This window comes from Curtobacterium sp. YR515 (assembly GCF_900113095.1).
GTDB lineage: Bacteria > Actinomycetota > Actinomycetes > Actinomycetales > Microbacteriaceae > Curtobacterium.
Genome location: NZ_FOOD01000001.1, coordinates 507,524 through 532,825, shown reverse-complemented (window position 1 = coordinate 532,825; position 25,302 = coordinate 507,524). Strand labels below are relative to the sequence as shown.

Below are 25,302 nucleotides of genomic sequence, written 5' to 3'. Positions count from 1 at the left end.
CCACGACGAGGGACCGATGACGAGCACGACCGCCGCGACGCCTGCGCCTGCGCCCGCGCCGGGCAACGCGGCGCGCGTCCTCCGGCTCGTCCACGAGGAGGGCCCGATCACCCGCGCCGAGATCACCCGGCGCACCGGCCTGAACCGCTCGACGACCCTCGCGCTCGTCGGCGAACTCGTCGACCGCGGCCTCCTGCACGAGGACCTCCCCGCCGCCGGTGCACCGGGGACCGGCGTCGGGCGGCCGAGTCCGGTCGTCCGGGCCGCGCCGGACGTCGTGGCCGCCGCGGTCACGGTCGAGGTCGACGCCGTCTCGGTCGCCCTCGTCGGGCTCGACGGCACGGTGCGGAGCCGCCTCGTCGAGCCGCAGCACCGTCCGCCCACGCCCGGCGAAGCCGTCGAGACCGTCGCAGGGCTGCTCGACCGGATCCGTCCGGGGTCGGCCGGCACCGCGACGCTCCGGCTCGTCGGGATCGGGGTCGCCGTGCCCGGGACGGTCCGGGTGGAGGACGGGACCGTCCAGTACGCACCGCACCTCGGCTGGCACGACGCGCCCTTCGCCGGGCCCCTCGCCGAACGGACCGGGCTGCCGGTTCGGGCCGCGAACGACGCCAACGTCGGTGCCTGGGCGGAACGGCTCGCCGGCAGCGGCCGGGGCGTCGACGACCTCGTGTACCTCAACGGCGGCGCGAGCGGCATCGGCGGCGGGGTCATCACGGCCGGCCGACCGCTGAGCGGTGCCGACGGGTACGCGGGCGAGCTCGGACACACCTTCGTCGCGGCGAACGGCATCCGGTGCCACTGCGGTGCCGTCGGCTGCCTCGAGACCGAGGCCTCCCGTGACGCCCTGGCGACCGCGGCCGGGACCGTTCCGGACGACCTGGTCGCCCTCGCCGCGGCGCTCGCCGAGGGCCGACCCGAGGTCGAACGGGTCGTGGACCGCCAGGTGACCGCCCTCGCCACGGCCCTCCGCAACGCGATCCACACCGTGAACCCGTCGGTCGTCGTGCTCGGCGGCTTCCTCGGCGTGCTGCTCGACCACGTCGGCGACCGGATCCTCGACGACGTCCGAGCGCAGTCGATGACCGGGACCGCCGACCGGCTCCGCATCGTGCCGGCCGCGCTCGGGTCCGACGTGCTCGTGCACGGGGCCGCCGAGATCGCGTTCGGCGCCCTGCTGCGCGACCCGGACCGGATCACCGACGCGGTGCCGACCACCGCCACACCCACCCCCACGACCACCCATCCGTCCGGCCGCGACGACGCGGCCGAGGAAGCGAGATCCGCATGACCTCCACCCAGCGCGTCAGCGTGCTGCTCGGCACCCAGGACCTCACCGTCGAGGACCGCCCCGTCCCCGCGGTCGACCCCGGCGACGTCCTCGTCCGGGTCGCCGCGGTCGGCGTGTGCGGCTCCGACGTGCACTACTACCGCCACGGCCGGATCGGGGACTTCGTCGTCGAGGAGCCCCTCGTGCTCGGCCACGAGCTCTCCGGCACGATCACCGCGGTCGGCGAGGGCGTCGACCCGTCCCGCGTCGGGGAGCGCGTGGCGATCGAGCCGCAGCGACCGTGCCACCGCTGCGCTCAGTGCCTCGCCGGGCGGTACAACCTCTGCCCGCACATGCGCTTCTACGCGACGCCCCCGGTGGACGGGGCGTTCGCCGAGTTCGTCACGATCGAGTCCGAGTTCGCGCACACGCTGCCCGACTCGGTGTCGTTCGAGGCCGGAGCCCTGCTCGAACCCCTTTCCGTCGGCATCGCCGCGGTCCGCAAGGCCGGGATCGTCCCCGGGTCGAGCGTGCTCATCGCCGGGGCCGGTCCGATCGGCATCATCTGCGCGCAGGCCGCGCGGGCGTTCGGTGCCTCGCGGATCGTCATCAGCGACCTCGTGCCGGAGCGCCGCGAGCGTGCGCTCTCCTTCGGCGCGACCGAGACCGTCGACCCCACCGTGGTCTCCGTGGCGTCCGACCTGCCGCCGTTCGACGCCTTCATCGACGCCAGTGGTGCACCGCGGGCCGTCTCCGACGGCATCAAGGCCGTGGGACCGGCCGGGGCCGCCGTCCTCGTCGGGCTCGGCAACTCCGAGATGACGCTGCCGGTCGAGCACATCCAGAACCTCGAGGTCACCGTCACCGGCATCTTCCGGTACACCGGCACGTGGCCGGTCGCGATCGAGCTCGTCGCGTCGGGGCAGGTGGACCTGGACTCGCTCGTCACGGGCCGCTTCGGCCTCGACGACGTCCGCGAGGCCCTCGAGAGCGACACCGACCCCGAGTCGCTCAAGTCGGTCGTCTACCCGGGCGGCGTGCCGTCCGCGACGTGACCGGACGGCGGACGGGAGGGACGGGTCGGGCCCGCACCGTCCCTCCCGTCCGTCCCGGAGTCGCCACCAAGGCACGCGACCCGCGTCGGGACGCCCCCACTGGGGCCACCGCCGCGACACCCGGACGCGCTACGGTTCGCGCATGACGGCTTCACCCGCGGCTGCCGTGCCGCAGCGCACCGACCGCCGTGCCCTCGTGTCCTGGGCCCTGTGGGACTGGGGATCCGCGGCGTTCAACGCGGTCGTGACGACCTTCGTCTTCAGCACGTACCTGGCGAGCCGCGCGTTCGTCGACCCGGCGCTCGTCGCCGACACGTCCGCCGCCGGGAAGGCGCTCGTCGAGCGGGAGCTCGCGCACAACGCGGCCGTCGTCTCGACGGCACTGACGATCGCCGGCATCGTCGTCGCGCTCGTGGCCCCGGCGGTCGGACGCCTGGCGGACACGTCCGGGCACCGACGCCGGTCGGTGCTCATCGCCACGATCGGCATCGCGCTCTCGATCGGCGGCATGGTGTTCGTCGCGCCGAGTCAGCCGTACCTGCTGCTCGGGGCGGCCCTGCTCGGCATCGGGACCGTCGCCTACGAGATCGCGAGCGTCGGCTACAACGCGATGCTCGGACAGGTCGCGTCGGGGGAGCAGACCGGACGCGTCTCGGCGATCGGCTGGGCGGCCGGGTACTTCGGCGGCATCGTGCTGCTCGTCGTCCTGCTCGTGCTCTGCATCCAGGACTTCGGCGGAGGCGACGTCGCGGGGCTCCTGCAGCTGCCCGCGACCGTGGCCTCCGGGCAGTGGGACGTCCGCGTCGCGATCGGCATCGCCGCCGTGTGGCTCGCCGTGAGCTCGATCCCGCTGTTCGTCACCGTCCCCGAGGCCGCGCCGGACCGTTCGCGCGCCGGCACCCTGCTCGGGGCGTACCGGGACCTCGGGCGGGACATCGCCCGGCTCTGGCGCGAGCGCCGGAACGTCCTCGCGTTCCTGCTGGCGAGCGCGGTGTTCCGCGACGGCGTCGGCGCCGTGTTCACCTTCGGCGGGATCGTCGCCGCGCAGGTGTTCGGCTTCAGCCCGTCGCAGGTGATCCTCTTCGCCATCGCGGCCAACATCGTCGCGGGCATCGCCACGTTCCTGTCCGGCAGGCTCGACGACCGGTTCGGTTCACGCGCGATCATCACGGTGTCGCTCGTCGGGCTCGCGGTGTGCGGGATCGGCGTGTTCGCGGTGGGGAACGTCACCGCGGGCTTCTGGGTCCTCGGCCTGACGCTGGCGCTGTTCGTCGGGCCGGTCCAGTCGTCCTCGCGGGCGTACCTGGCGCGGTTGGCGACGCCCGGCCGCGAGGGCGAGCTCTTCGGCCTGTACGCCACGACCGGGCGCGCGGCGTCGTTCCTCGCGCCGGCGCTCTTCGGGGTGGCGGTGACGGTCGGCGGATCGACGCGGTACGGGATCCTCGGGGTCGTCGTGGTGCTGGTGGCGGGGCTGGTGCTCATGGCGTTCGTGCGGCGGGAGCCGGTGGACGGGCGCTGAGTCCGAGCGTGTCGGAGACCGTGGTGCTATCGTCTCCGACGTCCACGGGGGAACGACGGGGGGAACACATGGGGGCCGCAGAACTGCGGATCGAGTCGGAGACGCTCGCGGCGGTCGCGACCGCGCTGACCGACGCCCGGACCGCACTCGGTGCGGACACCGCCCGGTTCACGGGCCTCGACACCGGTTGCCTCGGCGTGACCGAGGTGGTCAGCCGCACCGCCGGCCTGTCGCTCGCCCACCAGGGCATGATCGACGCCGTCGACGCGGCCCTCGAGCAGGCCGCGACCTTCCCGCACGACCTCGGTGCGCAGGTCGACGCGCAGGAAGCCGCCCTCGCGAAGCAGGCGGACGGCAAGTGAGCGGCGAGGAGCCGGACGTCGGCGACCCCGCCGGCATCACCGCCCTGGGGAAGCACTGGCACGACCGGGCCGACGCCGTGCAGGACGCCCTGGCGAAGATCGCCTCGGCGTCCGACGTCACCGCGTCGCCGACGTGGAAGGGCGACGCGCAGACCCGCTTCGCGGCGCTGCTCGACGAGATGCGGCCGAGCGCGTCCGGCCTCGTGGCGCTCTTCGACGCCGCCGGGGACGCCTTCGACCAGTACGCGAAGGACGTCCAGCGCATCAAGGACGACGCGGACGCGATCCGCCTGCAGCGCGGGACCGTCGCGGCCGAGCTCGCCGGACAGCAGCTCACGCTGCCGACCCTCCGCTCCGCTGCGAAGGCCGACGGCGCGACCGAGGCGGACGCCACGAGCCTCGCGAACGCGGAGCGGGCGATCGCCGACGCCGGCGACCGATCCGCGGCGCTCGACGCCCAGTGGGAGCAGCTCGTGCAGGACCGCACGACGGCCGACCAGGCGCTGCTCCGGGTGATCACCGGCCCCGAGACGCTCGGACGCCTCGGCAGCATCGAGGGACGTGGTGTCGGCGCGTCCGACGAGGACCTCGCGTCGATGCTCGCGGGCCTGTCGCCGACCGAACTCGGCGCGCTCCTGATGCTCGACCGCAACCTCGCCGACCGCATCGCCGACATGTCGCCCGACGAGGTCGCCGCGCTCTGGAAGACCCTGGGCGGTGGGAACGACACGACCGGCGCCGAGCACACCGCCGCCCAGGACGCGCTCATCGCATCGCTGCCCGCGGTCGTCGGCAACCTCGCGGGGCTGCCGGCCTGGGCGCGGGACCGGGCGAACCGGATGACGCTCGTGTCGGCCGTGGCCCAGGCCGAGCAGGACCTCGCGGACGCGAAGAAGCGGCGCGTGGGGCTCGGGTGGCCGGCGTCGCAGGCGGCGGACCAGTCGATCGAGGCGGCGCAGGCGAACCTCGACGCGTACCGGAACATCGAGAAGACCCTGGCGTCGACGGCGAAGCCCGGTCGCGCGCTGCTCACCCTCGCCACCGACCACCAGCCGCCGCTCGCTGCGGTGGCGGTCGGCGACCTCGACACGGCCACGAACGTCTCGTACATGGTGCCGGGGATGGGCACGACGACCAAGGACACGACCGGGTGGACCACCGCGGCCCAGAACCTCTGGACGGCGCAGGAGGGCAAGAACGCGACCGGCGCCGAGCACGCGGTCGTCGCGTGGATGAACTACGAGGCGCCGCCGGTACCGAGCGGCCTCACCACGATGGGTGTCCTGCACGGCGACGCGGCCCGGGCCGGGGCGGACCGGCTCAGTGCCGACCTCCTCGGCTTCGGGGCGGCGCGTCCCGATTCGCCGACACTCAACGTGGTCGGGCACTCCTACGGGACCACGGTGGCATCGGAGGCGCTCCACGATCACGGTGTGCACGTCGATTCCTTCGTCAGCGTCGCCTCGGCAGGCATCGAGCAGGACGTCGGAGGTGCGTCTGGTATCGCGGCCGACCACGTCTACGCCGGCCAGGGGAGCCCCGGTATCCCGTTCACGGACGACCCGCGAGACCAGTGGGCCTGGGTCGGCCGAGCAGGCAGCGGTCGCCAGGACCCGATGGACGCCTCGTTCGGCGCGACGACCTTCGGGACGAACGGTGGGGACCCCGGCGAGGGTGCCGGCGTGACCACACACGACCCGATCGGCTACGGCGGCAGCCAGGGGTACTTCAACCTCGGGACCGAGTCGCTCGACAACGTCGCGCAGGCTACGTTCGTGGGAGGCAAGGACCTCACTCCCGCGGACGACGCCGGGGTGAGCGCCCTGCAGCAGGACTACTTCGACAACCTGATGGGACCGACACTGTGATCGGACGCCCCCGAGGCACGGCAGCCGGGCCCGCACTCGCCCTGACCCTCGCCCTGACACTGGCGCTCGCCGCGTGTTCGGGTCCGCCGACAGGAGGCACCTCCGTGGAGACCACACCGAGCACACCGACCGTCCAGCACCAGCGTGATCTCGCCGCCGCCTACGTCGACGCGACCATGCGGACGTCGGGCGTCACGTGGGACGACTCGCAGGCGAACGAGTACGCCCAGGAGTGCCTCCTCGGTGACGGCACGTCCGGAGCGCTCTACAACCTCGCCCGCATCGGCGCGGGAGTTCCCGACCCCGAGGCTGCGGTGCGGACCGTCGGCCGGTCGTGGGCTGCGGACGGGTTGACCGTCAAGTACTCGGAGTCGTCGCTCAACGACGGCAGCCGGCAGTTCGTCGTCAACGGGGCGGGTGGTGCCGTCGAGCGCATCCAGTTCGGGGCGGCGACCGTTCGAAGCTCGCTCGCCGCGGTCTCCCGCTGCGGGACGGGTGACGCAGCGGACCTCGGCTGAGGTGCGGGCGTCCGTGCGCGCCCCTGCGGTCGTCGTGGCATCGGAGCTCGGGTGAGCGTGTGGGGGCGGCGTTCGACGCCGATCTCCTCCAGGCGACCGACGGTGATCGGGACGGTGCTGCTCGCCGCGATCCTGCTCGCGGGCTGCGCGGCGGGCACCCCGACCAAGGAGGACACCGTGCAGGCTGCACCGACCGCAGAGCACCAGCGCCGACAGGCGGCAGACTCCGTCGAGGAGACGATGCGCCGTTCGGGGGTCGACTGGGACGCGGACCAGTCCGACGAGTACGCGCAGGACTGCGTGCTCGCCGACGGCTCGGCGGGCGCGCTCTACAACATCGTCCGGACCGGTGCGGGCGTCGACGACCCGGAGGCCGTGACGAAGGCGGTGGGCACGGCCTGGGTGGCGGACGGACTGAAGGTGGAGTACTCGACGGACGAGATGACGTCGGGTGCGAAGCGGTACCTGGTGAACGGCGGCGGCGGCGCCGTCGAGCGCATCCAGTTCGGCGCGGCGACGACCAAGACCACCATGAGCGGCGTGTCGAAGTGTGGCACGGGTGACGCGGCGGACCTCGGCTGACGCCTCCCGTCGGGCGGTGCCAGGAGGCGCGGTGCCGGCCCGCCTGCAGGCTGCGGTTCCGCGCACGGTTGCGCCCCTGGCGCGGTTCCGCCGGACTCCGCAGCGAGCGTGCGCCAGGATGGAGCCATGACCGACCAGCGCATCGCCGTCGTCGTCCTCGCCGCCGGGCAGGGCACGCGCATGAAGTCGTCCACCCCGAAGGTCCTGCACCGCCTCGCCGGGCTGCCGCTCATCGCGCACGTGCTCCGGACGGCGTCGTCCCTCGAGCCCGAGCACGTCGCCGTCGTCGTGCGGCACGAACGGGAGCTCGTCGCGGCCGAGGTCACCGAGCGTGCCCCCGACGCCATCGTGGTCGACCAGGACGACGTCCCCGGCACCGGCCGTGCGGTCGAGGTCGCGGTCGAGGCGCTGCCGGCGGACTTCGACGGCGCCGTCGTCGTGCTGTCCGGCGACGTGCCGCTGCTCGACGCGGCGTCGCTCCGAGCACTCGTGGACGCCCACGTCGGCGGCGGCAACGGCGCCACCTTCGTGAGCGCGATCGCACCGGACCCGACCGGCCTCGGCCGCATCGTCCGCGACGCCGACGGGGCGTTCGTCGGGGTCGTCGAGCACAAGGACGCGACCGCCGAGCAGCTGACGATCACCGAGGCCAACGCGGGCATCTACGCCTTCGACGTCACGCACCTCCGTGCGGTCCTGCCGTCGCTCACCACGGCGAACGCGCAGGGCGAGAAGTACATCACCGACGCGCCGGCACTCATCGGAGCGCGGGGCGCGCGCATCGACGTCGTCACGCTGACCGACCCGTGGCTGGTCGCCGGCATCAACGACCGGGCGCAACTCTCCGACGCCGCGCGGGTGCTGAACGCGCGCATCGTCCGTCGGCACCAGCTCGCCGGCGTCACGGTGCAGGACCCGGCGACGACGTGGATCGACCTCGACGTCTCGATCGAACCCGACGCCGAGGTCCTCCCGGGCACCCAGCTCATCGGCGCCACCGCGATCGCCTCGGGCGCGGTCGTCGGGCCGGACACCACCCTGCGGGACACCGAGGTCGGCGTCGACGCCGTGGTGAACCGCGTCGACGCGACCCTCGCGGTGATCGGTGACGGCGCCTCCGTCGGACCGTTCGCCTACCTGCGACCGGGCACGATCCTCGGCGACGGGGGCAAGATCGGCACCTTCGTCGAGACGAAGAACGCGACGATCGGCCGGGGCAGCAAGGTGCCGCACCTGTCGTACATCGGCGACGCCGAGGTGGGCGAGGACTCGAACATCGGCGCGAACACGATCACGGCGAACTACGACGGGGTGCACAAGCACCGGACCGAGGTCGGCTCGAACGTCCGTACAGGGTCGCACAACGTGTTCGTCGCCCCGGTTAGGATTGGTGACGGAGCGTACACCGGCGCGGGTACGACCGTCCGCAAGGACGTCCCTGCCGGGTCGCTGGCGATCAGCTACGCCCCACAGCGCAACACCGACGGATGGGTCGAGGAACACCGACCCGGTTCGCCGGCTGCCGAGGCCGCTCGGCGCGCGAACGGCGAACAGATCTGACGGCTCTCGGGCCGATCAACACGGCCCCGCGGGGTCAGGGAGTGAGCACCGCACTTGTCCGGAATCAAAACGACCGGCCAGAAACGACTCGTCCTCGTCTCAGGGCGAGCACACCCGGCGCTCTCGGCCGAGATCGCCGAGGAACTCGGCGTGGACCTCGTCCCGACCGATGCACGGACCTTCGCGAACGGGGAGCTCTACGCCCGCTTCGACGAGTCGGTCCGCGGCTGTGACGCGTTCGTCATCCAGTCCCACACCGCGCCGATCAACGAGTGGCTCATGGAGCAGCTCATCATGGTCGACGCCCTGAAGCGCGCGTCGGCGAAGCGCATCACCGTCGTCGCGCCGTTCTACCCGTACGCGCGGCAGGACAAGAAGGGCCGTGGTCGCGAGCCGATCTCGGCGCGACTCGTCGCCGACCTGTTCAAGGCCGCTGGTGCGCACCGCATCATGAGCGTCGACCTGCACGCCGCACAGATCCAGGGCTTCTTCGACGGCCCGGTCGACCACCTGTTCGCCATGCCGGTCCTGCTCGAGCGCTTCCAGCAGACCCTCGACCCGTCGACGCTGACGGTCGTCTCGCCGGACATGGGCCGCGTGCGCGTCGCCGACATCTGGTCGGAGAAGCTCGGCGCGCCGCTCGCGATCATCCACAAGCGCCGCGACCCGCTCGTGCCGAACCAGGTGTCCGTCCACGAGATCGTCGGTGACGTCTCGGGTCGTGTGTGCCTGCTCGTCGACGACCTGATCGACACCGGCCGCACCATCGCCAAGGCAGCAGAGGCGCTCAAGGCCGCCGGTGCCACCGGCGTGGTCGTCGCGGCGACGCACGCGGTGTTCTCCGACCCCGCGACGGAGCTGCTCCAGAGCGAGTTCATCGACCGGGTCGTCGTCACCGACACCCTGCCGCTGCCGGAGGACAAGCGCTGGGACCGCCTCGAGGTCCTGCCGATCGCACCGCTCATCGCCCGCGCCATCCACGAGGTCTTCGACGACGGGTCGGTCACCTCGATGTTCGACGGCGCCGCTTGACCGCACCCGTGCGCGACGCGCTCGCGGCCCGGCTCCGGGCCGCGGGCAGCGTCTTCGCCGAGGACGAGGCGGACCTCCTGCTCGAGGCCGGCGACGGGGACGCTGTTCGCCTGCGGGCGCTCGTGCAGCGGCGGCTCGGCGGCGAACCGCTCGAGTACGTGCTCGGCTGGGCGGCGTTCGACGGGCACCGCCTCCGCGTGACGCCGGGCGTCTTCGTGCCCCGGGCCCGCACCACCGTCGTCGTGGAGCAGGCCGCATGCCGGTTGCACCGCTACGACCGTGTCGTGGACCTCTGCTGCGGTGCCGGGGCGATCTCGGTCGCCCTGCTCGGTCGCGTCGGTGCCCTCGACCTCGTCGCGGCGGACATCGACCCGGCGGCGGTCGACGTCGCTGCGGAGAACATCGGCGACCGCGGCATCGTCGTCGCCGGGGACCTCTTCGCGCCGCTGCCCGACCGGTTCCGCGGGCTCGTCGACGTCATCGCCGTGAACGCGCCCTACGTGCCGACGGGGTCCATCCCGATGATGCCGTCGGAGGCCCGCGACCACGAGCACCGTGTCGCGCTCGACGGCGGGGCGGACGGGCTCGACCTGCACCGGCGGATCGCGTCGGGGGCGGGGGAGTGGCTCCGACCCGGGGGTGCGGTCGTGATCGAGGTGTCGGCTGCGCAGGCGCCGACGTCGGCGGCCGTCTTCGAGGCTGCGGGCCTCGCGGTGACCGTCGAGTCCGACGACGAGGTCGACGGGACCTGTGTCGTGGCGACGCGTCCCGCCTGAGACGATCCGCGTCGTCGAGGTGACCCGCGTCGTCGAGGTGACCCGCGTCGTCGAGGTGACCCGCGTCGTCGAGGCGCGCCGCGCCTCCTGTCCGTGACGACGGACGGTCCACACCGTCTCAGGCCGCGCGGACCTCGACCGTGTGCCATCCCGACGCCCCGTTCGGAGCCGGGGGCCGCTCGACGCTCGTCTGCACTTCACCGTCGGCGCTCACTGCGCGGACCTGGATGCGGTGCGACCCCTTCGTCGGCGTCCACCGGTAGACCCACTGCCGCCACGTGTCGGCCGAGACGGAGTCCGCGAGGGTCGCCTCTTCCCACGCGCCGTCCCCGACCCGGACCTGCACGCCCTTCACCCCGGTGTGCGGCTGCCACGCGACCCCGGCGATCGCCACCGTCGAACCGGCGTCGACCGTCGCGCCCGCGCGCGGGGTGTCGATGCGCGACTCCAGCTTGACCGGACCGCGTTCCGACCAGCCGCGCGGCGTCCAGTAGCCCTGGGCGTCCGCGAACCGCGTGACCTCGAGCTCGGTGACCCACTTCGTCGCGGACACGTAGCCGAAGAGCCCCGGGACCACCATGCGCACCGGGAACCCGTGCTCCGGCGGCAGCGGCTCGCCGTTCATCCCCACGGCGAGCAGCGCGGCCGTCCCGGCGTCCTGCAGGACGTCGAGGGGCGTGCCCGCCGTGAACCCGTCGATGCTGCGGGACAGCACCATGTCGGCACTCGCGTGGGGCCCGGCGCGCTCGAGCAGCTTCCGGATCGGGTAGCCGAGCCAGAGCGCGGTGCCGATGAGGTCCCCGCCCACCTCGTTCGAGACGCAGCTCAGCGTCGCGTGGTGTTCCTCGAGCGGGAGGGCGAGCAGGTCGTCCCACGTGAGCTCGACCTCGTGGTCGACGGCTCCGTGGATGCGGAGCTTCCAGTCGGCGGTGTCGACCGACGGCACCCGCAGCGCGGTGTCGATCCGGTAGAAGTCGCTGTTCGGGGTGACGTAGGGCGTGATGCCCTCGACGTCGAGCGACGCCCCGGCCGGGACCGCGGGGGCGGTGGTCGCCGGGGCCGGCAGCCGGACGGCCCGGCGTGCGGCAGCGGTCGCCTGCGCGGCGGCGGTGCCCAGACGGGAGGCGCCGCCCACCACGACCGCGACGGCCGCCGCCGTCACACCCCAGACCAGGAAGGCGCGACGTTCCGCAGAGGCGGGTCGCGGTGCGGCGGAGGGCACGGCGGCTGCCGACTCCCACCGGCGGAGCCTGGCGGTGAGCAGCCGGAGCACGATGACGGCCGCGGCGACCCCGAGCACGGACGGAGCCCCGTCCAGCGTGCCGCTGCCGGAACGGGTGGTGACGGCCAGGAGCGAGAGGACACCGCCCACGGCGAAGACCAGGGCCCCGAACGGCGGGCGGGCGCGTTCGAGGATGCCCGCCCCGGCGCTGACCACGGCGACGATGACCACCATGAGCACGAACAGCGCGACCTTGTCGCCGGTGCCGAAAAGCGTGACCATGAGGTCCTTCGCGCCCGGGGGTGCGAGGTCGATGACCGCCGAACCGACCGCGACGAGGGGGCTGCCGGCACCACCGAGGACGAGGGCACCGAGTTCCGCGGCGGCGAAGAACGCGAGCGCGGCGACGATGCCCGTCGCGGCCGCGAGCAGGCGGGGGCGCGAGACCGCCACGGGGGCGGGCGCGAGGTCAGTGGTCACGGGCCGAGCGTAGGTCGACCGTGCCGCGTGTGTGCTGACAGTCGTGCATGCGGTGGACAGAGCCGGCGGTGTCCGCACCCGTGGACGACCCGTACCCCGCACGAGCGGGTCCGCTGGTTCGTCGGGCGTTCACCGGTGCCGGCCAGCCGGTCGCGGGTGGAGCATGCGAGGATCGAGGGGTGCTGAGGCGTCCCGACCGTGTCCCGCGCTTCGGTCGCGCCCGGCGACGGGACCGCCACCCGATGTCGCAGGCACGACGTCTCCTGGTGCTGCGCTGGATCATCGTCGGCGTGTGGGCGGCCCTGCTCACGGCACGCATCATCGTGGTGTCCACCACGCCCGACGCGGACCTGACCTTCTTCGGCATCGCCGAGGTCGCCGTGATCGGTGTCGGTCTCCTCGTGATCGCCGGTGCCGTGCTGCGGGGCTGGTCGCTCCGACGGCGGCACGAGGACGAAGCCCTGGCGCTCGCGATCCGCCGGATCGACCCGACGGTGTGGCTCGTGCCGGCGGCACCGACCCCGGAGCTCCGGGCATCGGTGGAGTCCGTCCGGCCGGACGTCGCGCTCGGGCACCGGGTGACGTGGGCCTTCGGTGCGACCGAGGCCTCGCTGTGGGAACTCGAGGAACGTCGTGCGACCCGGCTGCTCGTGATCCGGTGGAGCCGGATGGTGCACGTCGGCCTCGAGGACGTGCACGGCGACGGCCGGTCGTGGGCGATCGCCATGCACTACGTCCGGCCCGACGACACGACAGCGGTGGCGACGTTCTTCGTCCGTGCGGCGCCGGGCTCGCGGCGGGTGCTGGGCCGGGGCCCGCGGATGGAGCGGCTCGTGGCCGACCTCGCGCGCGAACGAATCGTCGCGTAGCGCGGGGAACACGGAGGGCCCCGCCGATCGGCGAGGCCCTCTCGTGGTGCGGTCGTCGCCGCTGCCTAGTGGGTCGACGGTTCCTGTTCGACCTCACGCCGGTCGTCGTCCGACCAGAGCGTGTGGAAGGTGCCGTCCTTGTCGATGCGCTGGTAGGTGTGCGCGCCGAAGAAGTCCCGCTGCCCCTGGATGAGCGCGGCGGGCAGGCGGTCGGAGGCGAGCGAGTCGAAGTACGACAGCGCGGACGAGAACCCCGGCGCCGGGATCCCCGATGCCGCCGCGATGCCGACGATGCGACGCCACGCGGCCTCGCCCTCCTGCACGGCGTTCGCGAAGTACGGGTCCACCAGCAGCGACTCGAGCGAGGGGTTCTTGTCGTACGCCTCGACGATGCGGTTGAGGAACTGCGCGCGGATGATGCAGCCGCCACGCCAGATCTTCGCGATGTTGCCGAGGTTGATGTCCCAGCCGTACTCCTTGGCCCCGGCGATGATGAGGTCGAAGCCCTGCGCGTACGCGACGACCTTCGACGCGTAGAGCGCCGCGCGGACGTCGTCCTCGAACCCGTCCGGGACCTCGGCGATGGCGGGACGGTCCGGGAAGGCCTTCTGCACCGCAGCGCGCTGGACCGGCTTGGACGACACCGCGCGGGCGAACACCGCTTCGCCGATGCCGGAGACGGGGATGCCGAGACCGACCGCGTTCTGCACGGTCCAGACGCCGGTGCCCTTCGACCCGGCCTCGTCGCGGATGACGTCGACAAGGGCCTTGCCCGTGTCGGCGTCCTGCTGCTTGAGGACCTCGACGGTGATCTCGATCAGGTAGGACTCGAGGTCGCCGCCGTTCCACTCGTCGAACACCTTCACCAGGTCTTCGACGGACAGTCCGCCGACGCGGCGGAGCAGGTCGTACGACTCGGCGATGAGCTGCATGTCGGCGTACTCGATGCCGTTGTGCACCATCTTCACGAAGTGGCCGGCACCGTCGGTCCCGATGTGGGTGACGCAGGGCTCTCCCTCGGCGACGGCGGCGATCGACTTGAGGATCGGTCCGAGGGTCTCCCATGCCTCCTTCGAACCGCCGGGCATGATCGACGGCCCCTTCAGGGCACCCTCTTCACCGCCGGAGATGCCGGTCCCGACGAAGTTGAGACCCTTGTCGCGCAGGTCGTGCTCGCGGCGGATGGTGTCGTGGAAGTTGGCGTTGCCGCCGTCGACGATGATGTCGCCGTCCTCGAACCGTTCCGCGAGCTGCTCGATGACCGCGTCGGTGCCCTTGCCCGCCTGCACCATGATGATGGCCGTGCGCGGCTTGGACAGCGAGGCCACGAAGTCGTCGATCGACTCGGACGCGATGAAGCCGGCGTCCGCGTGCTCGTTCAGCAGTTCCTCGGTGCGGGCGTACGTGCGGTTGTAGACCGCGACGGTGTTGCCCTCCCGCGAGGCGAGGTTCCGAGCGAGGTTCGAACCCATCACCGCCAGACCGACCACGCCGATGTTCGCCTGTCCGTTGTTCTCTGCCACGAGGTCTCCTTCGTCCTGACGTTCGGCACCAACCTACGGTCCGCAGCCTGGGACCGCCCGGGTGTTACGGCAACTGGGGACGACTGTTCACCGGCCCAATACGGTGGAGGAATGACCGAGCGCGCTGTCCTCCCGCCCCTGCTCGTGATGGGGGTCTCCGGTTCCGGCAAGTCGACGATCGGGCAGGCCCTCGCCGACGCCCTCGCCGCCGAGGGGCAGCCCACGGTCTTCGTGGACGCGGACGACCTGCACCCCGCCGCGAACAAGGAGAAGATGCGGCAGGGGATCCCGCTCACGGACGAGGACCGCTGGCCCTGGCTGGACGCCTGCGCCGCGCGGATCGCCGAGGTCGAGGACTCCGGCCACCGCTGCGTGATGGCGAACTCGGCGCTCAAGCGTGTCTACCGCGACCGTCTCCGCGCCTCGGCGCCGACCCTCGTGATCGCCTTCCTCGACGGCTCGCACGACCTGATCGCCGACCGCCAGGCGCACCGTCACCACGAGTACATGCCGAGCTCCTTGCTCGACTCGCAGTTCGCGACGCTCGAGCGACCGCAGCCGGACGAGGCCGCCGTCACCGTGTCGATCGAGGGCTCGGTCGACGAGACGGTGACGGCGATCCTCTCCGCGCTCTCGGTCACTTCCGGCTGAGCTCGGACAGCCGCGACCGGTACTCCTCGGCGTCGATGTCGCCGCGGGCGAACCGGTCGGCGAGCACCGAGCGGGCGTCCGACCGCGCCCGCCAGCTGCCGCGTCGGAGCACGCCGAACACGAGGAACACGACGAGGAACGCGACGAAGAAGAACGCGGGGAAGACGGGGAACGGGAACCCGACGCCGTGCCAGTAGGGCGCGGTGGCGGCGATGGTGGTGAGCATGGTGACCTCCTGTGGTCGGTTCGGCGTCGCTGTCACGACCGTCCAAGACTCGGTCCAGGAGGCGCGGCGCGCGTCCGTCGCGCAGCCCCACTTCCGCCTGCTCCCGCAGTCGTAGTGCACGTCCTCCTCCACACCCGACTACTCCCGCGGGAGTAGTCCACAGGTCGTGCGCACGCCCGATGCCGCGGGCGGGAGCCGACCCTAGGCTCGAGCCATGGACACCACCCCGACCCTCGCCGACCCGGCGAGCGACGGCACCCGCTGGGCCGGGCGCCGTCGCTTCGCCCGGGTCGGTCGGGTCCTGCCGGTGGCGTTCCTGCAGATCGTCGGGACGCTGCTCGCATCGCGCGTGCTGGTCGGACCCGGTGTCGGGACGGGCTCGGCCGGCCCACCCTGGGCACGGCACGCGTTCACCGGTGCGGTCGACCCGGTGCACCTCGGCCCGCTCGCAATCGGGTTCCTCGTGGCCGGCGTCGTGGTGCTCCCGTGGCGCTGGCGGTGGCCACGGTCGGTGCTGCTCCTGACCCTCGCGACCACGATCGGGTACGCCCTCGTCGTGAGTCCGCGCGGGCCGTTCGTCGCCGCGCTGACGATGGCGCTCGCCAACGCGTGGCTCCGCGGACACCGTTGGTGGGTCGTCGCCTCAGCGGGGCTCGCCGTCGTCGTGCTCCCGACCGCCGATGCCGTCCTCGGCCGCTCGTCCGTGCTCGACCTCAGCGCCGTGCTGCTCTGCATCGCCTGGGCCACCGTGACCATCGCCGTGTCCGAACTCGTCCGGGTCCGGCTCGAACGGGTCGCGGAACGCCGTCGTCAGCGCGCCGAGGCCGACCGGCGCCGTGCCGCCGACGAGCGGGTGCGGATCGCCCGCGAGCTCCACGACTCGGTCGCCCACAGCATGTCCCTCATCAACCTCCAGGCAGGGGTCGCCCTCCACCTCGGCGCCGACCTCCCGGACCAGACGCGGGACTCCCTCGCGAACATCCGCGACTCCAGCCGCGAGGCCCTCGTCGAACTCCGCACGATCCTCGGCGTGCTCCGCTCGGTCGACGGAGCGCCCGACCGTGAGGGGTCCGAGCGCGCCCCGACCGCCGGTCTCGACCGCGTCGCCGACCTGGTGGAACGAGCGCGTGCCGCAGGCGTCGACGTCACCCTGGCCGTCGACGGCGACCGTTCGGCCGTGCACGGCATCACGGACCGGAACGCGTTCCGCATCGTGCAAGAGTCGGTGACCAACGTCATGAAGCACGCCCCCGGACACCGAGCCGACGTGACGATCTCGATCGGCCCGGACGTCGTGGACCTCGTCGTCGCCGACCGCCCGTCCCAGCCGCGGGTGGCCGACGTCGGCTCCACCGAGCCGCTCGCCCCGACCGGCAACGGGATCATCGGGATGCGCGAACGTGCGAACGCCGTCGACGGCACCCTGTCCGCCGGACCGACGACCGACGGCGGCTGGCGGGTGGCAGCACGCCTCCCGGTGGTCGGCACCGACCCCGAGGACGCCCGATGACCACGGACAGCATCGCCCCGGACCCGATCCGCGTGCTCCTCGTCGACGACCAGGTGCTCGTCCGCGCCGGGCTCCGCGCACTCGTCGACGCCGAACCCGGCATGACCGTCGTCGGCGAGGCGGGTGACGGCGACGCCGCGGTGGACGTCGCACGGCGGGAACGCCCCGACGTCGTCCTCATGGACATCCGGATGCCGGGCACCGACGGGCTCGCGGCGACGCAACGGATCTCGGCCGACCCCGAACTCGGGGGCGTGCACGTGGTCATCCTCACCACGTTCGAGGAAGACGACTACGTGTTCGAGGCGATCCGCGGTGGGGCTGCCGGATTCCTCGTGAAGGACACCGAACCGGCCGAACTCCTCCGGGCGATCCGGACCGTCGTCGCGGGGGAGTCCCTGCTCTCGCCCCGGGCGACCCGTTCCCTGGTCGAGGCGTACGCCACCCACGCGAAGCCGTCGTCCCTCGCGCCGGAGCTGGGCGTCCTGACCGACCGCGAGCGTCAGGTCATGCAGCTCGTCGCCGTCGGCATGACGAACGCCGAGATCGCCCAGCACCTCTTCGTGAGCCCGATGACCACGAAGACCCACGTCTCCCGGGCGATGATCAAGCTCGGCGCCCGCGACCGTGCCCAGCTCGTCGTCTTCGCCTACGAGACCGGCCTCGTGACCCCGGGCTGGCGCCCGTGACCGCCCGCTCCGCTGCCACCGTGACTTCGAAGACCGTGCAGCTCGACGACCTCCTCGACGCCGAACGGCACTGACCGGACCCGTGGCAACGGACGGCAACGACTGCCGGACCGCCGCACCCCGAGTTGCATGGACCCCATGTCGTTCACCGGATTCGGCGTCGTCGCCGGAGCAGCACTGACCGAGGCCGTCCGTCGCGCGGGCGCCGACCACGTGGAGCCGACGATCGCCGGCAACCTGGCGATCCGGCCGAACGACCACGGCGGCGGCCACGACCACGGCGGCGGCTGGGTGCTCGACGACGGCTACGCCGGCGACCGCTTCCCGTCCTTCGCGATCCTCGTCCCCGGTGACCTCCCGCTGCTGACCGCCGATCCCGACGCGGTCCGGGACTACTTCGAGGCCGTCCTCCCGATCGTCCACTCCGTCGCCGACCCGGGCGCGAAGATCGTGTTCGGCTCGGGCACCGCCCGCACGGCACCCGACGGCATGCCCGCGGCCGAGGCGCACCGCAGCTTCGCCGAGGTGCTCCGCACGGCCCGGGACACCGCCGCGGCGAACGACCTCCGCATCGTGCTCGAGCCGCTGAGCCGCTCGGAGACGAACGTCCTGCACTCCGTCGCCGAGACCGTCCGGTTCCTGGACGACGCGGCCGTCGACGGGGTGGACGTCGTCGCCGACCTGTTCCACATCCGGAACGAGGGGGAGTCGCTCGACGTCCTCCGGGAGCACGGCGCCCGCATCGGCCACGTGCACGTCAGCGATCGCGACCGTCGCCCGCTCGGTGCCGAGGGCGGCGACGACGTCTGGCGCGACTTCCTCGCGGCCGTGCACGACGGCGGCTACCGCGGTCCGGTCTCACTCGAGTGCAACTGGTCGCCGGACAGCGCGACCGCCGAACAGGAGATCGGCCGATCGCTCGAACTCCTCCGACGATCGGGTGCCATGCTCGTGGCATGACGATCGAGGTGCGTCCCGCGACGTCCTTCGACGACGTCCGCACCATGGTCGGTCCGAAGCGTCCGGACGCGAACGTGTGCTGGTGCCTGAGCTACCGGATCCCGGCGAAGGAGAACCAGGCCCTCAGCGGCACGGCCCGTGGAGATCGCGTCCGGGTGCTCCTCGACGAGGACCTGCCGCCCGGGGTCCTGGCGTACGACGGCGACGAGGTCGTCGGGTGGGCCGCGGTGCACCCCCGTCCGGACACCACGTTCGCGCGGAACCGGAAGATCCCGCACCTCGACGACCCGGGCGACCGGAGCGTGTGGAGCGTCTGGTGCATCCGGGTGCGGCCGGGCCACCGGGGCGAGGGCATCTCGCACGCGCTCCTGGCGGGCGCGGTCGACTTCGCCCGCGAGCACGGCGCCCGCACGGTGGAGGGGTACCCCGTCGACAACCGCGGCGAGCGGGTCGACCTGACGATGGCGTACGTCGGGACCCGCGCACTGTTCGAGCACGCCGGGTTCGAGCACGCGGCGGACACGACGTCCGTCCTGAACGGTTTCCCCCGCGTGCTCGTGCGCAAGCGCCTCAGAGCTTGAACGTCGCCCTCGGGATGTCCGACACGATCCGACGCGCCGTCCGTACCGCGTCCTCCTCGGACAGCTCGTGCGTCACCACGAGCGACGCCAGGTAGGCCGCGTCCGCTCGACGAGCCATGTCGTGCCGCGCCGGGATCGAGCAGTACGCCCGGGTGTCGTCGATGAACCCCGAGGTCTTCGTGAACGACGCCGAGTCGGTGATGGCCGCCCGGTACCGGCCGATCGCCGCGGGGGTGTCGATGAACCACCAGGGAGCGCCGGCGTACACGGCGGGGTAGAAGCCAGCGAGCGGGCCGATCTCGCGGGAGAACACGGTCTCGTCGACGGTGAAGAGCACGAGGTGGAACCCCGGCGCGGTCCCGAACGACTCGAGCAGCGGCCGCAGCGGTTCGGTGAAGGACCCGACCGCGGGCAGGTCGTGCCCGGTGTCCGGCCCGAAGCGCTCGAGCGTGGGGGCGTGGTGGTTCCGCAGCACACCGGGGTGGAGCTGCATGACGAGACCGTCCTCGACGCTCATCTCGGCCCACCGGTAGAGCATGTCGTGCCGGTACGCGACGGCCTCCGACGCGGTCACAGCGGACGGACCCTGCATCGCGGCCGTGTGGATCCGCGAGCGCTCCGAGGCCGACAGCGGCGTGGACCCGGCGTCGAGGACCCCGGTGTCCGTGGCGGTGGCACCGTGCTGGACGAAGTACTGGCGACGTGCGCGCAGAGCCGCCAACAGCCCGTCGTGGGTTCCCGTGTCGATGCCGGCGGCCTCACCGATCGACGCGACCACGTGCCTCCAGTCCGACCCCGACGGGTCGAACACGGCGTCCGCGCGGAACGTGGGGACCACCCGGCCGGTGAAGGTGGGGTCGGCGGCGAGCCGCGCGTGCGCGGCGAGGTCGGCGGTGGGCGCGTCCGTGGTCGCGAGGACCTCGATGCCGAAGGCGTCGAACAGGGCGCGCGGACGGAACGCGGGCGTGGTGAGGAGCTCGGCGATGTGGTCGTACTGGGCGTCCGCGTTCGCGGCCGACGGCTGCTCCGTCAGTCCGAAGACGTCGTGCAGCTCCGTCTCGAACCAGTAGCGGACGGGAGTGCCGAGGAAGTCGTCCCAGTGCTCGGCCAGGTTCCGCCAGATGGATCGTCCTGGAGGCACGGTGCCGGTTCCCGACAGGTCGACGCGACCCAGCGCCTCCAGTCCGACACCGTTCGCGTGCAGGAGCCGCAGGACGTAGTGGTCCGGCGTGATGAGCAGCGACGCGGGGTCCTCGAACGGTTGGTCGTCCGCGATGAGGGCGGCGTCGACGTGCCCGTGGGGGGAGATGATCGGCGCGTCCTTGACGGCGTCGTAGACCGTGCGGGCGACCGCTCGCGCTCCCGGGTCGGCTGCGAAGAGCCGGTCCGGGTGCGGGGCGAGCGGTGTGGCGGTGGTGGTCTGGGTCATCGTCGACTCCTTCATGACGCGTGGGGGACGGGTGCGGGACCGGTGGACTCGCGGACGGTGAGGTGGGTCGGCAGCGCGACCGCGCCGCTCATGTGCTCGCCGGGCAGTTCGTCGGCGGGGATCGCGCCGAGCCGTCCGAGGAGCATCCGGATCGCGACCCGGCCGGCGCGCTCGATCGGCGACGTCATCGTGGTGAGCGGGGGGTTGCAGAAGTCCGCGCCGAAGATGTCGTCGCAGCCGACGATGCTCATGTCCTCGGGGACGCGGACGCCCCGCTCCCGGAGTCTGGCGAGCATGCCGATCGCGATGAGGTCGTTGAACGCGATGCAGGCGGTGGCACCGGCGTGCACGGCGGCGTCGGCGGCCGCTGCTCCGGAATCGACGAACGGCGCGTGCGGCCCGACGCGGCCGACCCGCACGCCGAGGCGCTTGGCGACGCGGACGAGGGCCTTCCACCGGCGTTCGTTCGACCACGAGCTGTCCGGGCCGGCGACGTAGAGGATGTCCCGGTGACCGAGGGACACCAGGTGCTGCACGGCCTGCTCGACCCCGCCGGGGGTGTCGATGAGCACGGAGGGGACCCCGGCGGGCCGGCGGTTCACCACGACGAGCGGGGTGCGTTCGGCGAACCGGGCGATCTGCGCGTCGGACAGTCGCGACGCGGTGAGCACGGCCCCGTCGGCCTTCCCGGCGATCGCGCTGAGGGCGGCCATCTCGGCGTCGGCGGACTCCTCGGTGTCGACGAGGAGCTGCGTCCACCCGGCACCGGCGAGCTGGTGCTGCGTCCCGCGGATGACGTCGAAGTAGAAGGGGTTCGTGATGTCGGACACGAGCACGGCGACCGCGCGGGTCCGGCCGGACGTGAGCGCCCGGGCCTGCGAGTTCGGGACGTAGCCGAGTTCCCGGGCGGCCTGCTGGATGCGCTGTTGCGTCGCCTGGTTCACACGGTCGGGCAGGGAGAGCGCCCGGGACACCGTGGACGGCGCCACACCGGTGGCGTCGGCGATGTCGCGGATGGTCACCCGCCGGGCGGTGTCGGTGTCGGTCACGGTTCCTCCGTCGTCCGGCTTGCGCGTCGGTGCGCCGGTGCGGTCTGCCGGTGCCTCGGTGCGCCGGTGCAGCGAACGTAAACCGGTCTGGCAACAAGTGGCAACCGATTGCCGCATGTTGCCAACCGCGGGACAGTGGATCGACCGGGCAGTGCCGCCCGGAGGAGGTCTCGAGGAGGAAACCCCCGTGAACACGCGAAGACTTCATGCCCGCACCGTGATCGGTGCCGCGGCCGTGGTCGCCCTCGCCGCGCTGTCCCTCCAGGGATGCGCCGTGGTGAACGGCAGCGGCGACGACCCGAACACCCTCCGCGTCATGATGGGCGCGGACACCACCTACCCCAAGGAACGCAAGCAGTGGCAGCAGGACGTCGCCGCTGAGTTCAAGCGCACCACCGGTGCGAACGTCCAGTGGGAGACGTACTCGTCCGCCCAGGAGGAGCTCACCGCCATCCAGACCAGCGTCATCTCGGGGCAGGGTCCGGACGTGTACGCGATCGGCAGCACGTTCACGCCGACCGCGTACGCCACCGGCGCCTTCGTCGAGATGGGCTCGAAGGAGTGGAAGGCCGTCGGGGGCAAGGACCAGTTCGACCCCGCGTCCTTCGGGATCTCCGGACCGAGCACCTCGAAGCAGATCGGCATCCCGTTCGCCAGCCGACCGTTCGTGATGGCGGTGAACAAGGACCTGCTCGCCGACGCGGGGATCACGGAGATGCCCACGACCTGGGACCAGCTGACCGAGGACGCCAAGGCCACCACCACGGGCGGCCGACACGGCCTGGCGATCGCCTACGCCGACGGCTTCGACCCGTGGAAGTTCGTCTGGGGCATGGCGCAGAACGCCGGCAACACGATCGTCTCGAAGGACGGCAAGGCGGAGATCGACTCCAAGGCCGTCGAGAACGCCTACCGCACCTACTTCGACTGGGTCACCAAGGACGGCGTCGTCGACAAGGCCGCGATCGGGTGGAACAACGCCCAGGCCCTCGCACAGTTCACCGAGGGCAAGGCGGCGTTCTTCCCGATGACGACCACCACCGCGATCAACTCGTTCAAGAACACCCCCGTCGACGGCAAGTACGAGTTCGCACTCCTGCCGACGGTGCCCCCGGGAGCGACGACGCGTCCGTCCGGCGGCATCGAGGCGGCGAGCATCCTCTCCGGCGACAACTGGGTCGTGGCCGACTACGGCAAGAAGCAGGACCTGTCGTTCGACTTCATCAAGCAGCTCAGCACGCCCAAGGCGCAGCTCGAGTACTACAAGCTCTTCGGCAACCTGCCGACGAACTCCGACGCCGCGGCCGAACTCGCGGCGGCGAACCCCCAGCTCAAGCCGATCATCGACGCCGGCAAGCTCTCGAAGCCGACCGCCTTCACCGGTGCCTGGTCGGACATCCAACTCTCCCTCGTGGACGTCGTCGTGCAGTCCATCCCGTCGCTGAAGAGCGGTGAGGTCACCGACGACCAGCTCCGGAAGCGTCTGCAGGACGCCCAGAAGGACGCCCAGTCCACGCTCGACCGGCAGAAGAACGGAGGCCTGTGATGACGCAGGTCCAGACCCCCGCGCCGCGCGCGACCGAGCCGCGGGACCGCGAGGTCCGTCCGCACGGCACGACCCCGCTCTACAAGCGGGAGCGTCCCCTCTGGATGCTCCTCCCAGGCGGCGTCCTCATGCTCGCCGTCATCGTGGTGCCGCTCCTCGTGGGCTTCTACATCGCGATGCTCGACCTCGACCAGTACACGCTCCGCCAGTGGTTCAGCGCTCCGTTCGTCGGGTTCGCGAACTTCGCCGAGGCGTTCACGGACTCGCCCCTGCTCCACTCGATCTGGATCTCGGTGTCCATCTCGGTGCTCGTCACCGCGGTCACCGTCCCGATCGGCGTCGCCGCGGCGATCTCGACGCAGAACCGGTTCCCCGGTCGCGGACTCGTCCGGTCGATCTACCTCATCCCGTACGTGCTCCCCGCCTTCGTCGTCGGCACGTTCTTCCGGACGATGCTCCAGCCGCAGGGCGTCGTGAACTCGATCCTGCACACCGACGTGCTCTGGCTGAACGGCTCCGCGTCGTACTGGGCGCTCGCCGGCGTGATGATCTGGACGAGCTGGCCGTTCGTCTACCTGCTCTCCCTCGCCGGACTGCAGGCGGTCGACAACGAGGTGCACGAGGCCGCCGCACTCGACGGGGTGACCTGGTGGGCGAAGCTCCGCTACATCATCTTCCCGTACCTGCGCGGACCCCTGAGCCTCGCGGTGATCATCGCGATCCTGCACAACATCAACAACTTCACCCTCCCGTTCGTGCTGTTCGGCATCCCGCTGCCGTCGAGCGTCGAGGTCATGCCCGTCCTCACGTACATCGCGAGTTTCCAGTCGTTCCGCTTCGGTCTGTCCGCGGCGATGGCGATCTGCTCGCTCGTGATCGTCGCGATCCCGCTGTTCGTCTACCTGCGGGCCGTGAAGCTCGACACCGGTGACGACGCGGGCCCCAACCGCAAGCAGCGTCGTGCCGACCGGCGCACCCTCGCGGCAGCGACCCCTGCCGCTGCCGCCGACATCGACGGAGCCCGAGCATGAGCGCCTTCACCACCGCCACGCGGACCCGCCCCACGGCGACGCTGACCGAGAGCATCACCGCCGGCGACCGCGGCCGTCGGCACAAGCGCCCGTACGACACCGACGTCACCCGGCTCCTGCCGCGCTGGTTGCTCATCCTCGTGATCGCGGTGATCATCGCGTTCATCGCCGTCCCCGTGCTCTACATCCTGTTCGGGTCGGTCAACTCCGACGTCGCGGTGGCCCGGGGCGAGTACTTCCCCTCGGAGTTCACGCTCGCGAACTACGTGGACATCTGGTCGACGGTCGCACTCGGCGAGGGGCTCGTGAACTCGATGCTCACCGCCGGTGCCGTCGCCGTCGCGAGTGCGGCGCTCGCCGTCTCCACCGCGTACGTGCTGGTCCGGTTCCGCTTCCTCGGACGCCTGACGTTCCTCCGCGGCCTGCTCGCGCTGCAGTCGATCCCCGGCACGCTCCTGCTCCTGCCCGTGTTCGTGGTGTTCTCGAACATCGCGAGCGCCACCGGCGTGCAGATCATCGGCACCCGCTGGGGCCTGTTCGTCACCTACCTGACGTTCGCCCTGCCGTTCTCGACGTGGGTGATGGTCACGTACCTGCGCGGCCTGCCGAAGGAACTCGAGGAGGCCGCCCGCATCGACGGCGCGTCCAGCACCAAGATCCTCACGAAGATCGTCCTGCCGCTCTCGTGGCCCGGCATCGTCGTGTCGGCGATCTTCGCCTTCCTGCTCGGCTGGAACGACGTCCTGTTCTCGACGATCATGACGACCCCCAACACCCGCACGGTGGCGGTCGTCCTGCAGGTCCTCGGCACCACGCAGGAGGGCGGCGCCGTCCCGATCTACGGCCAGATGATGGCCGCGTCGATCGTCTGCGCGGTCCCGGTCGTGGCGCTCTACCTGATCTTCCAGCGCTACCTGGTCGGCGGTCTCACCGCCGGCTCCGTCAAGTAGCGCTGTGCAGTCTGCCGACTTGTCCACAGACTGCCTGGAGGCGC

24 protein-coding genes are annotated in these 25,302 nt (G+C 72.0%); 19 read left to right on the top strand and 5 right to left on the bottom strand.

Going from position 1 to position 25,302, the window contains the following annotated elements:
• Positions 1-16 precede the first annotated feature (16 nt).
• From BM028_RS02490 to BM028_RS02450, 10 genes are all read left to right on the top strand, one after another.
• Positions 17-1,291 carry an ROK family transcriptional regulator gene (locus BM028_RS02490; protein ID WP_092384342.1) on the top strand — a complete coding sequence of 425 codons (1,275 nt, stop codon included), beginning with the start codon at positions 17-19 and terminating at the stop codon, positions 1,289-1,291.
• Entirely contained in the window at positions 1,288-2,325 is a 1,038-nt protein-coding gene (locus tag BM028_RS02485) for an NAD(P)-dependent alcohol dehydrogenase (protein WP_071295271.1), read from the top strand. The genes BM028_RS02490 and BM028_RS02485 overlap by 4 nt, the downstream gene beginning before the upstream one ends.
• A gap of 142 nt (positions 2,326-2,467) precedes the next feature.
• Positions 2,468-3,844, top strand: coding sequence for an MFS transporter (locus BM028_RS02480; protein ID WP_092384340.1), 1,377 nt, complete (start codon positions 2,468-2,470; stop codon positions 3,842-3,844).
• Between the two features lie 68 nt (positions 3,845-3,912).
• A complete protein-coding gene (locus BM028_RS18145) occupies positions 3,913-4,206 on the top strand; it encodes a hypothetical protein (protein ID WP_070416800.1) in 294 nt (97 codons plus the stop codon).
• Entirely contained in the window at positions 4,203-6,074 is a 1,872-nt protein-coding gene (locus BM028_RS02475; protein WP_139219729.1) for an alpha/beta hydrolase, read from the top strand. The genes BM028_RS18145 and BM028_RS02475 overlap by 4 nt, the downstream gene beginning before the upstream one ends.
• A 104-nt stretch (positions 6,075-6,178) precedes the next feature.
• On the top strand, positions 6,179-6,592 hold the full coding sequence (locus BM028_RS02470) for a hypothetical protein (RefSeq protein ID WP_070416798.1): 414 nt from the start codon (positions 6,179-6,181) through the stop codon (positions 6,590-6,592).
• A gap of 102 nt (positions 6,593-6,694) precedes the next feature.
• The gene (locus BM028_RS02465) at positions 6,695-7,174 is read left to right on the top strand and encodes a hypothetical protein (RefSeq protein WP_092384336.1); all 480 of its coding nucleotides are present in this window, start codon (positions 6,695-6,697) and stop codon (positions 7,172-7,174) included.
• A gap of 126 nt (positions 7,175-7,300) precedes the next feature.
• A complete protein-coding gene (gene glmU / locus BM028_RS02460; protein ID WP_071295267.1) occupies positions 7,301-8,734 on the top strand; it encodes a bifunctional UDP-N-acetylglucosamine diphosphorylase/glucosamine-1-phosphate N-acetyltransferase GlmU in 1,434 nt (477 codons plus the stop codon).
• 54 nt (positions 8,735-8,788) lie between these two features.
• On the top strand, positions 8,789-9,766 hold the full coding sequence (locus BM028_RS02455) for a ribose-phosphate diphosphokinase (RefSeq protein ID WP_022907051.1): 978 nt from the start codon (positions 8,789-8,791) through the stop codon (positions 9,764-9,766).
• Entirely contained in the window at positions 9,763-10,542 is a 780-nt protein-coding gene (locus tag BM028_RS02450; RefSeq protein WP_217647214.1) for a putative protein N(5)-glutamine methyltransferase, read from the top strand. Before BM028_RS02455 ends, BM028_RS02450 begins: the two co-directional genes overlap by 4 nt.
• A 118-nt stretch (positions 10,543-10,660) precedes the next feature.
• On the opposite strand, the gene BM028_RS02445 is transcribed toward BM028_RS02450, so the two are convergent.
• Complete coding sequence (locus tag BM028_RS02445) at positions 10,661-12,244, bottom strand: molybdopterin-dependent oxidoreductase (protein ID WP_092384332.1); 1,584 nt, start codon at positions 12,242-12,244, stop codon at positions 10,661-10,663.
• 242 nt (positions 12,245-12,486) lie between these two features.
• Here BM028_RS02445 and BM028_RS02440 point away from each other — a divergent pair, with 242 nt between their 5' ends.
• Positions 12,487-13,113, top strand: a complete 627-nt coding sequence (locus BM028_RS02440) for a hypothetical protein (protein ID WP_139219728.1) — start codon at positions 12,487-12,489, stop codon at positions 13,111-13,113.
• A gap of 65 nt (positions 13,114-13,178) precedes the next feature.
• Here BM028_RS02440 and gndA read toward each other — a convergent pair whose 3' ends face one another.
• Positions 13,179-14,636: an NADP-dependent phosphogluconate dehydrogenase gene (gndA, locus tag BM028_RS02435; protein ID WP_083403280.1), complete on the bottom strand. Its 1,458-nt coding sequence runs from the start codon at positions 14,634-14,636 to the stop codon at positions 13,179-13,181.
• A gap of 111 nt (positions 14,637-14,747) precedes the next feature.
• On the opposite strand from gndA, the gene BM028_RS02430 reads away from it, so the two are divergent.
• Positions 14,748-15,287 (top strand): gluconokinase, encoded by a 540-nt coding sequence (locus BM028_RS02430; protein WP_070416792.1) that lies wholly within the window; start codon positions 14,748-14,750, stop codon positions 15,285-15,287.
• Here the strand turns inward: BM028_RS02430 and BM028_RS02425 are convergent.
• Entirely contained in the window at positions 15,274-15,513 is a 240-nt protein-coding gene (locus BM028_RS02425) for an SHOCT domain-containing protein (RefSeq protein ID WP_092384328.1), read from the bottom strand. The genes BM028_RS02430 and BM028_RS02425 overlap by 14 nt on opposite strands.
• 214 nt (positions 15,514-15,727) lie before the next feature.
• Here BM028_RS02425 and BM028_RS02420 point away from each other — a divergent pair, with 214 nt between their 5' ends.
• The 4 genes from BM028_RS02420 to BM028_RS02405 all read left to right on the top strand — a co-directional run bounded on the left by BM028_RS02420 (position 15,728) and on the right by BM028_RS02405 (position 19,253).
• Positions 15,728-17,023, top strand: coding sequence for a sensor histidine kinase (locus BM028_RS02420; RefSeq protein WP_092384326.1), 1,296 nt, complete (start codon positions 15,728-15,730; stop codon positions 17,021-17,023).
• Positions 17,020-17,712, top strand: a complete 693-nt coding sequence (locus tag BM028_RS02415) for a response regulator transcription factor (protein ID WP_071303144.1) — start codon at positions 17,020-17,022, stop codon at positions 17,710-17,712. The genes BM028_RS02420 and BM028_RS02415 overlap by 4 nt, the downstream gene beginning before the upstream one ends.
• Before the next feature lie 138 nt (positions 17,713-17,850).
• Positions 17,851-18,672 (top strand): sugar phosphate isomerase/epimerase family protein, encoded by an 822-nt coding sequence (locus tag BM028_RS02410; RefSeq protein WP_139219727.1) that lies wholly within the window; start codon positions 17,851-17,853, stop codon positions 18,670-18,672.
• Complete coding sequence (locus tag BM028_RS02405) at positions 18,669-19,253, top strand: GNAT family N-acetyltransferase (protein WP_092384322.1); 585 nt, start codon at positions 18,669-18,671, stop codon at positions 19,251-19,253. The genes BM028_RS02410 and BM028_RS02405 overlap by 4 nt, the downstream gene beginning before the upstream one ends.
• Here BM028_RS02405 and uxaC read toward each other — a convergent pair.
• Both uxaC and BM028_RS02395 read right to left on the bottom strand, forming a co-directional pair.
• Positions 19,243-20,682, bottom strand: a complete 1,440-nt coding sequence (uxaC, locus tag BM028_RS02400) for a glucuronate isomerase (RefSeq protein WP_092384915.1) — start codon at positions 20,680-20,682, stop codon at positions 19,243-19,245. The genes BM028_RS02405 and uxaC overlap by 11 nt on opposite strands.
• Before the next feature lie 11 nt (positions 20,683-20,693).
• Complete coding sequence (locus BM028_RS02395; protein ID WP_070416787.1) at positions 20,694-21,731, bottom strand: LacI family DNA-binding transcriptional regulator; 1,038 nt, start codon at positions 21,729-21,731, stop codon at positions 20,694-20,696.
• A 187-nt stretch (positions 21,732-21,918) separates the two neighbouring features.
• On the opposite strand from BM028_RS02395, the gene BM028_RS02390 reads away from it, so the two are divergent.
• The 3 genes from BM028_RS02390 to BM028_RS02380 are packed head-to-tail and all read left to right on the top strand — an operon-like array spanning position 21,919 to position 25,258.
• Positions 21,919-23,277 carry an ABC transporter substrate-binding protein gene (locus BM028_RS02390; protein ID WP_175495960.1) on the top strand — a complete coding sequence of 453 codons (1,359 nt, stop codon included), beginning with the start codon at positions 21,919-21,921 and terminating at the stop codon, positions 23,275-23,277.
• Positions 23,277-24,308 carry a carbohydrate ABC transporter permease gene (locus tag BM028_RS02385; RefSeq protein ID WP_092384320.1) on the top strand — a complete coding sequence of 344 codons (1,032 nt, stop codon included), beginning with the start codon at positions 23,277-23,279 and terminating at the stop codon, positions 24,306-24,308. The genes BM028_RS02390 and BM028_RS02385 overlap by 1 nt, the downstream gene beginning before the upstream one ends.
• Positions 24,305-25,258 carry a carbohydrate ABC transporter permease gene (locus tag BM028_RS02380; RefSeq protein WP_175495959.1) on the top strand — a complete coding sequence of 318 codons (954 nt, stop codon included), beginning with the start codon at positions 24,305-24,307 and terminating at the stop codon, positions 25,256-25,258. The genes BM028_RS02385 and BM028_RS02380 overlap by 4 nt, the downstream gene beginning before the upstream one ends.
• The last annotated feature ends 44 nt before the right edge of the window (positions 25,259-25,302 follow it).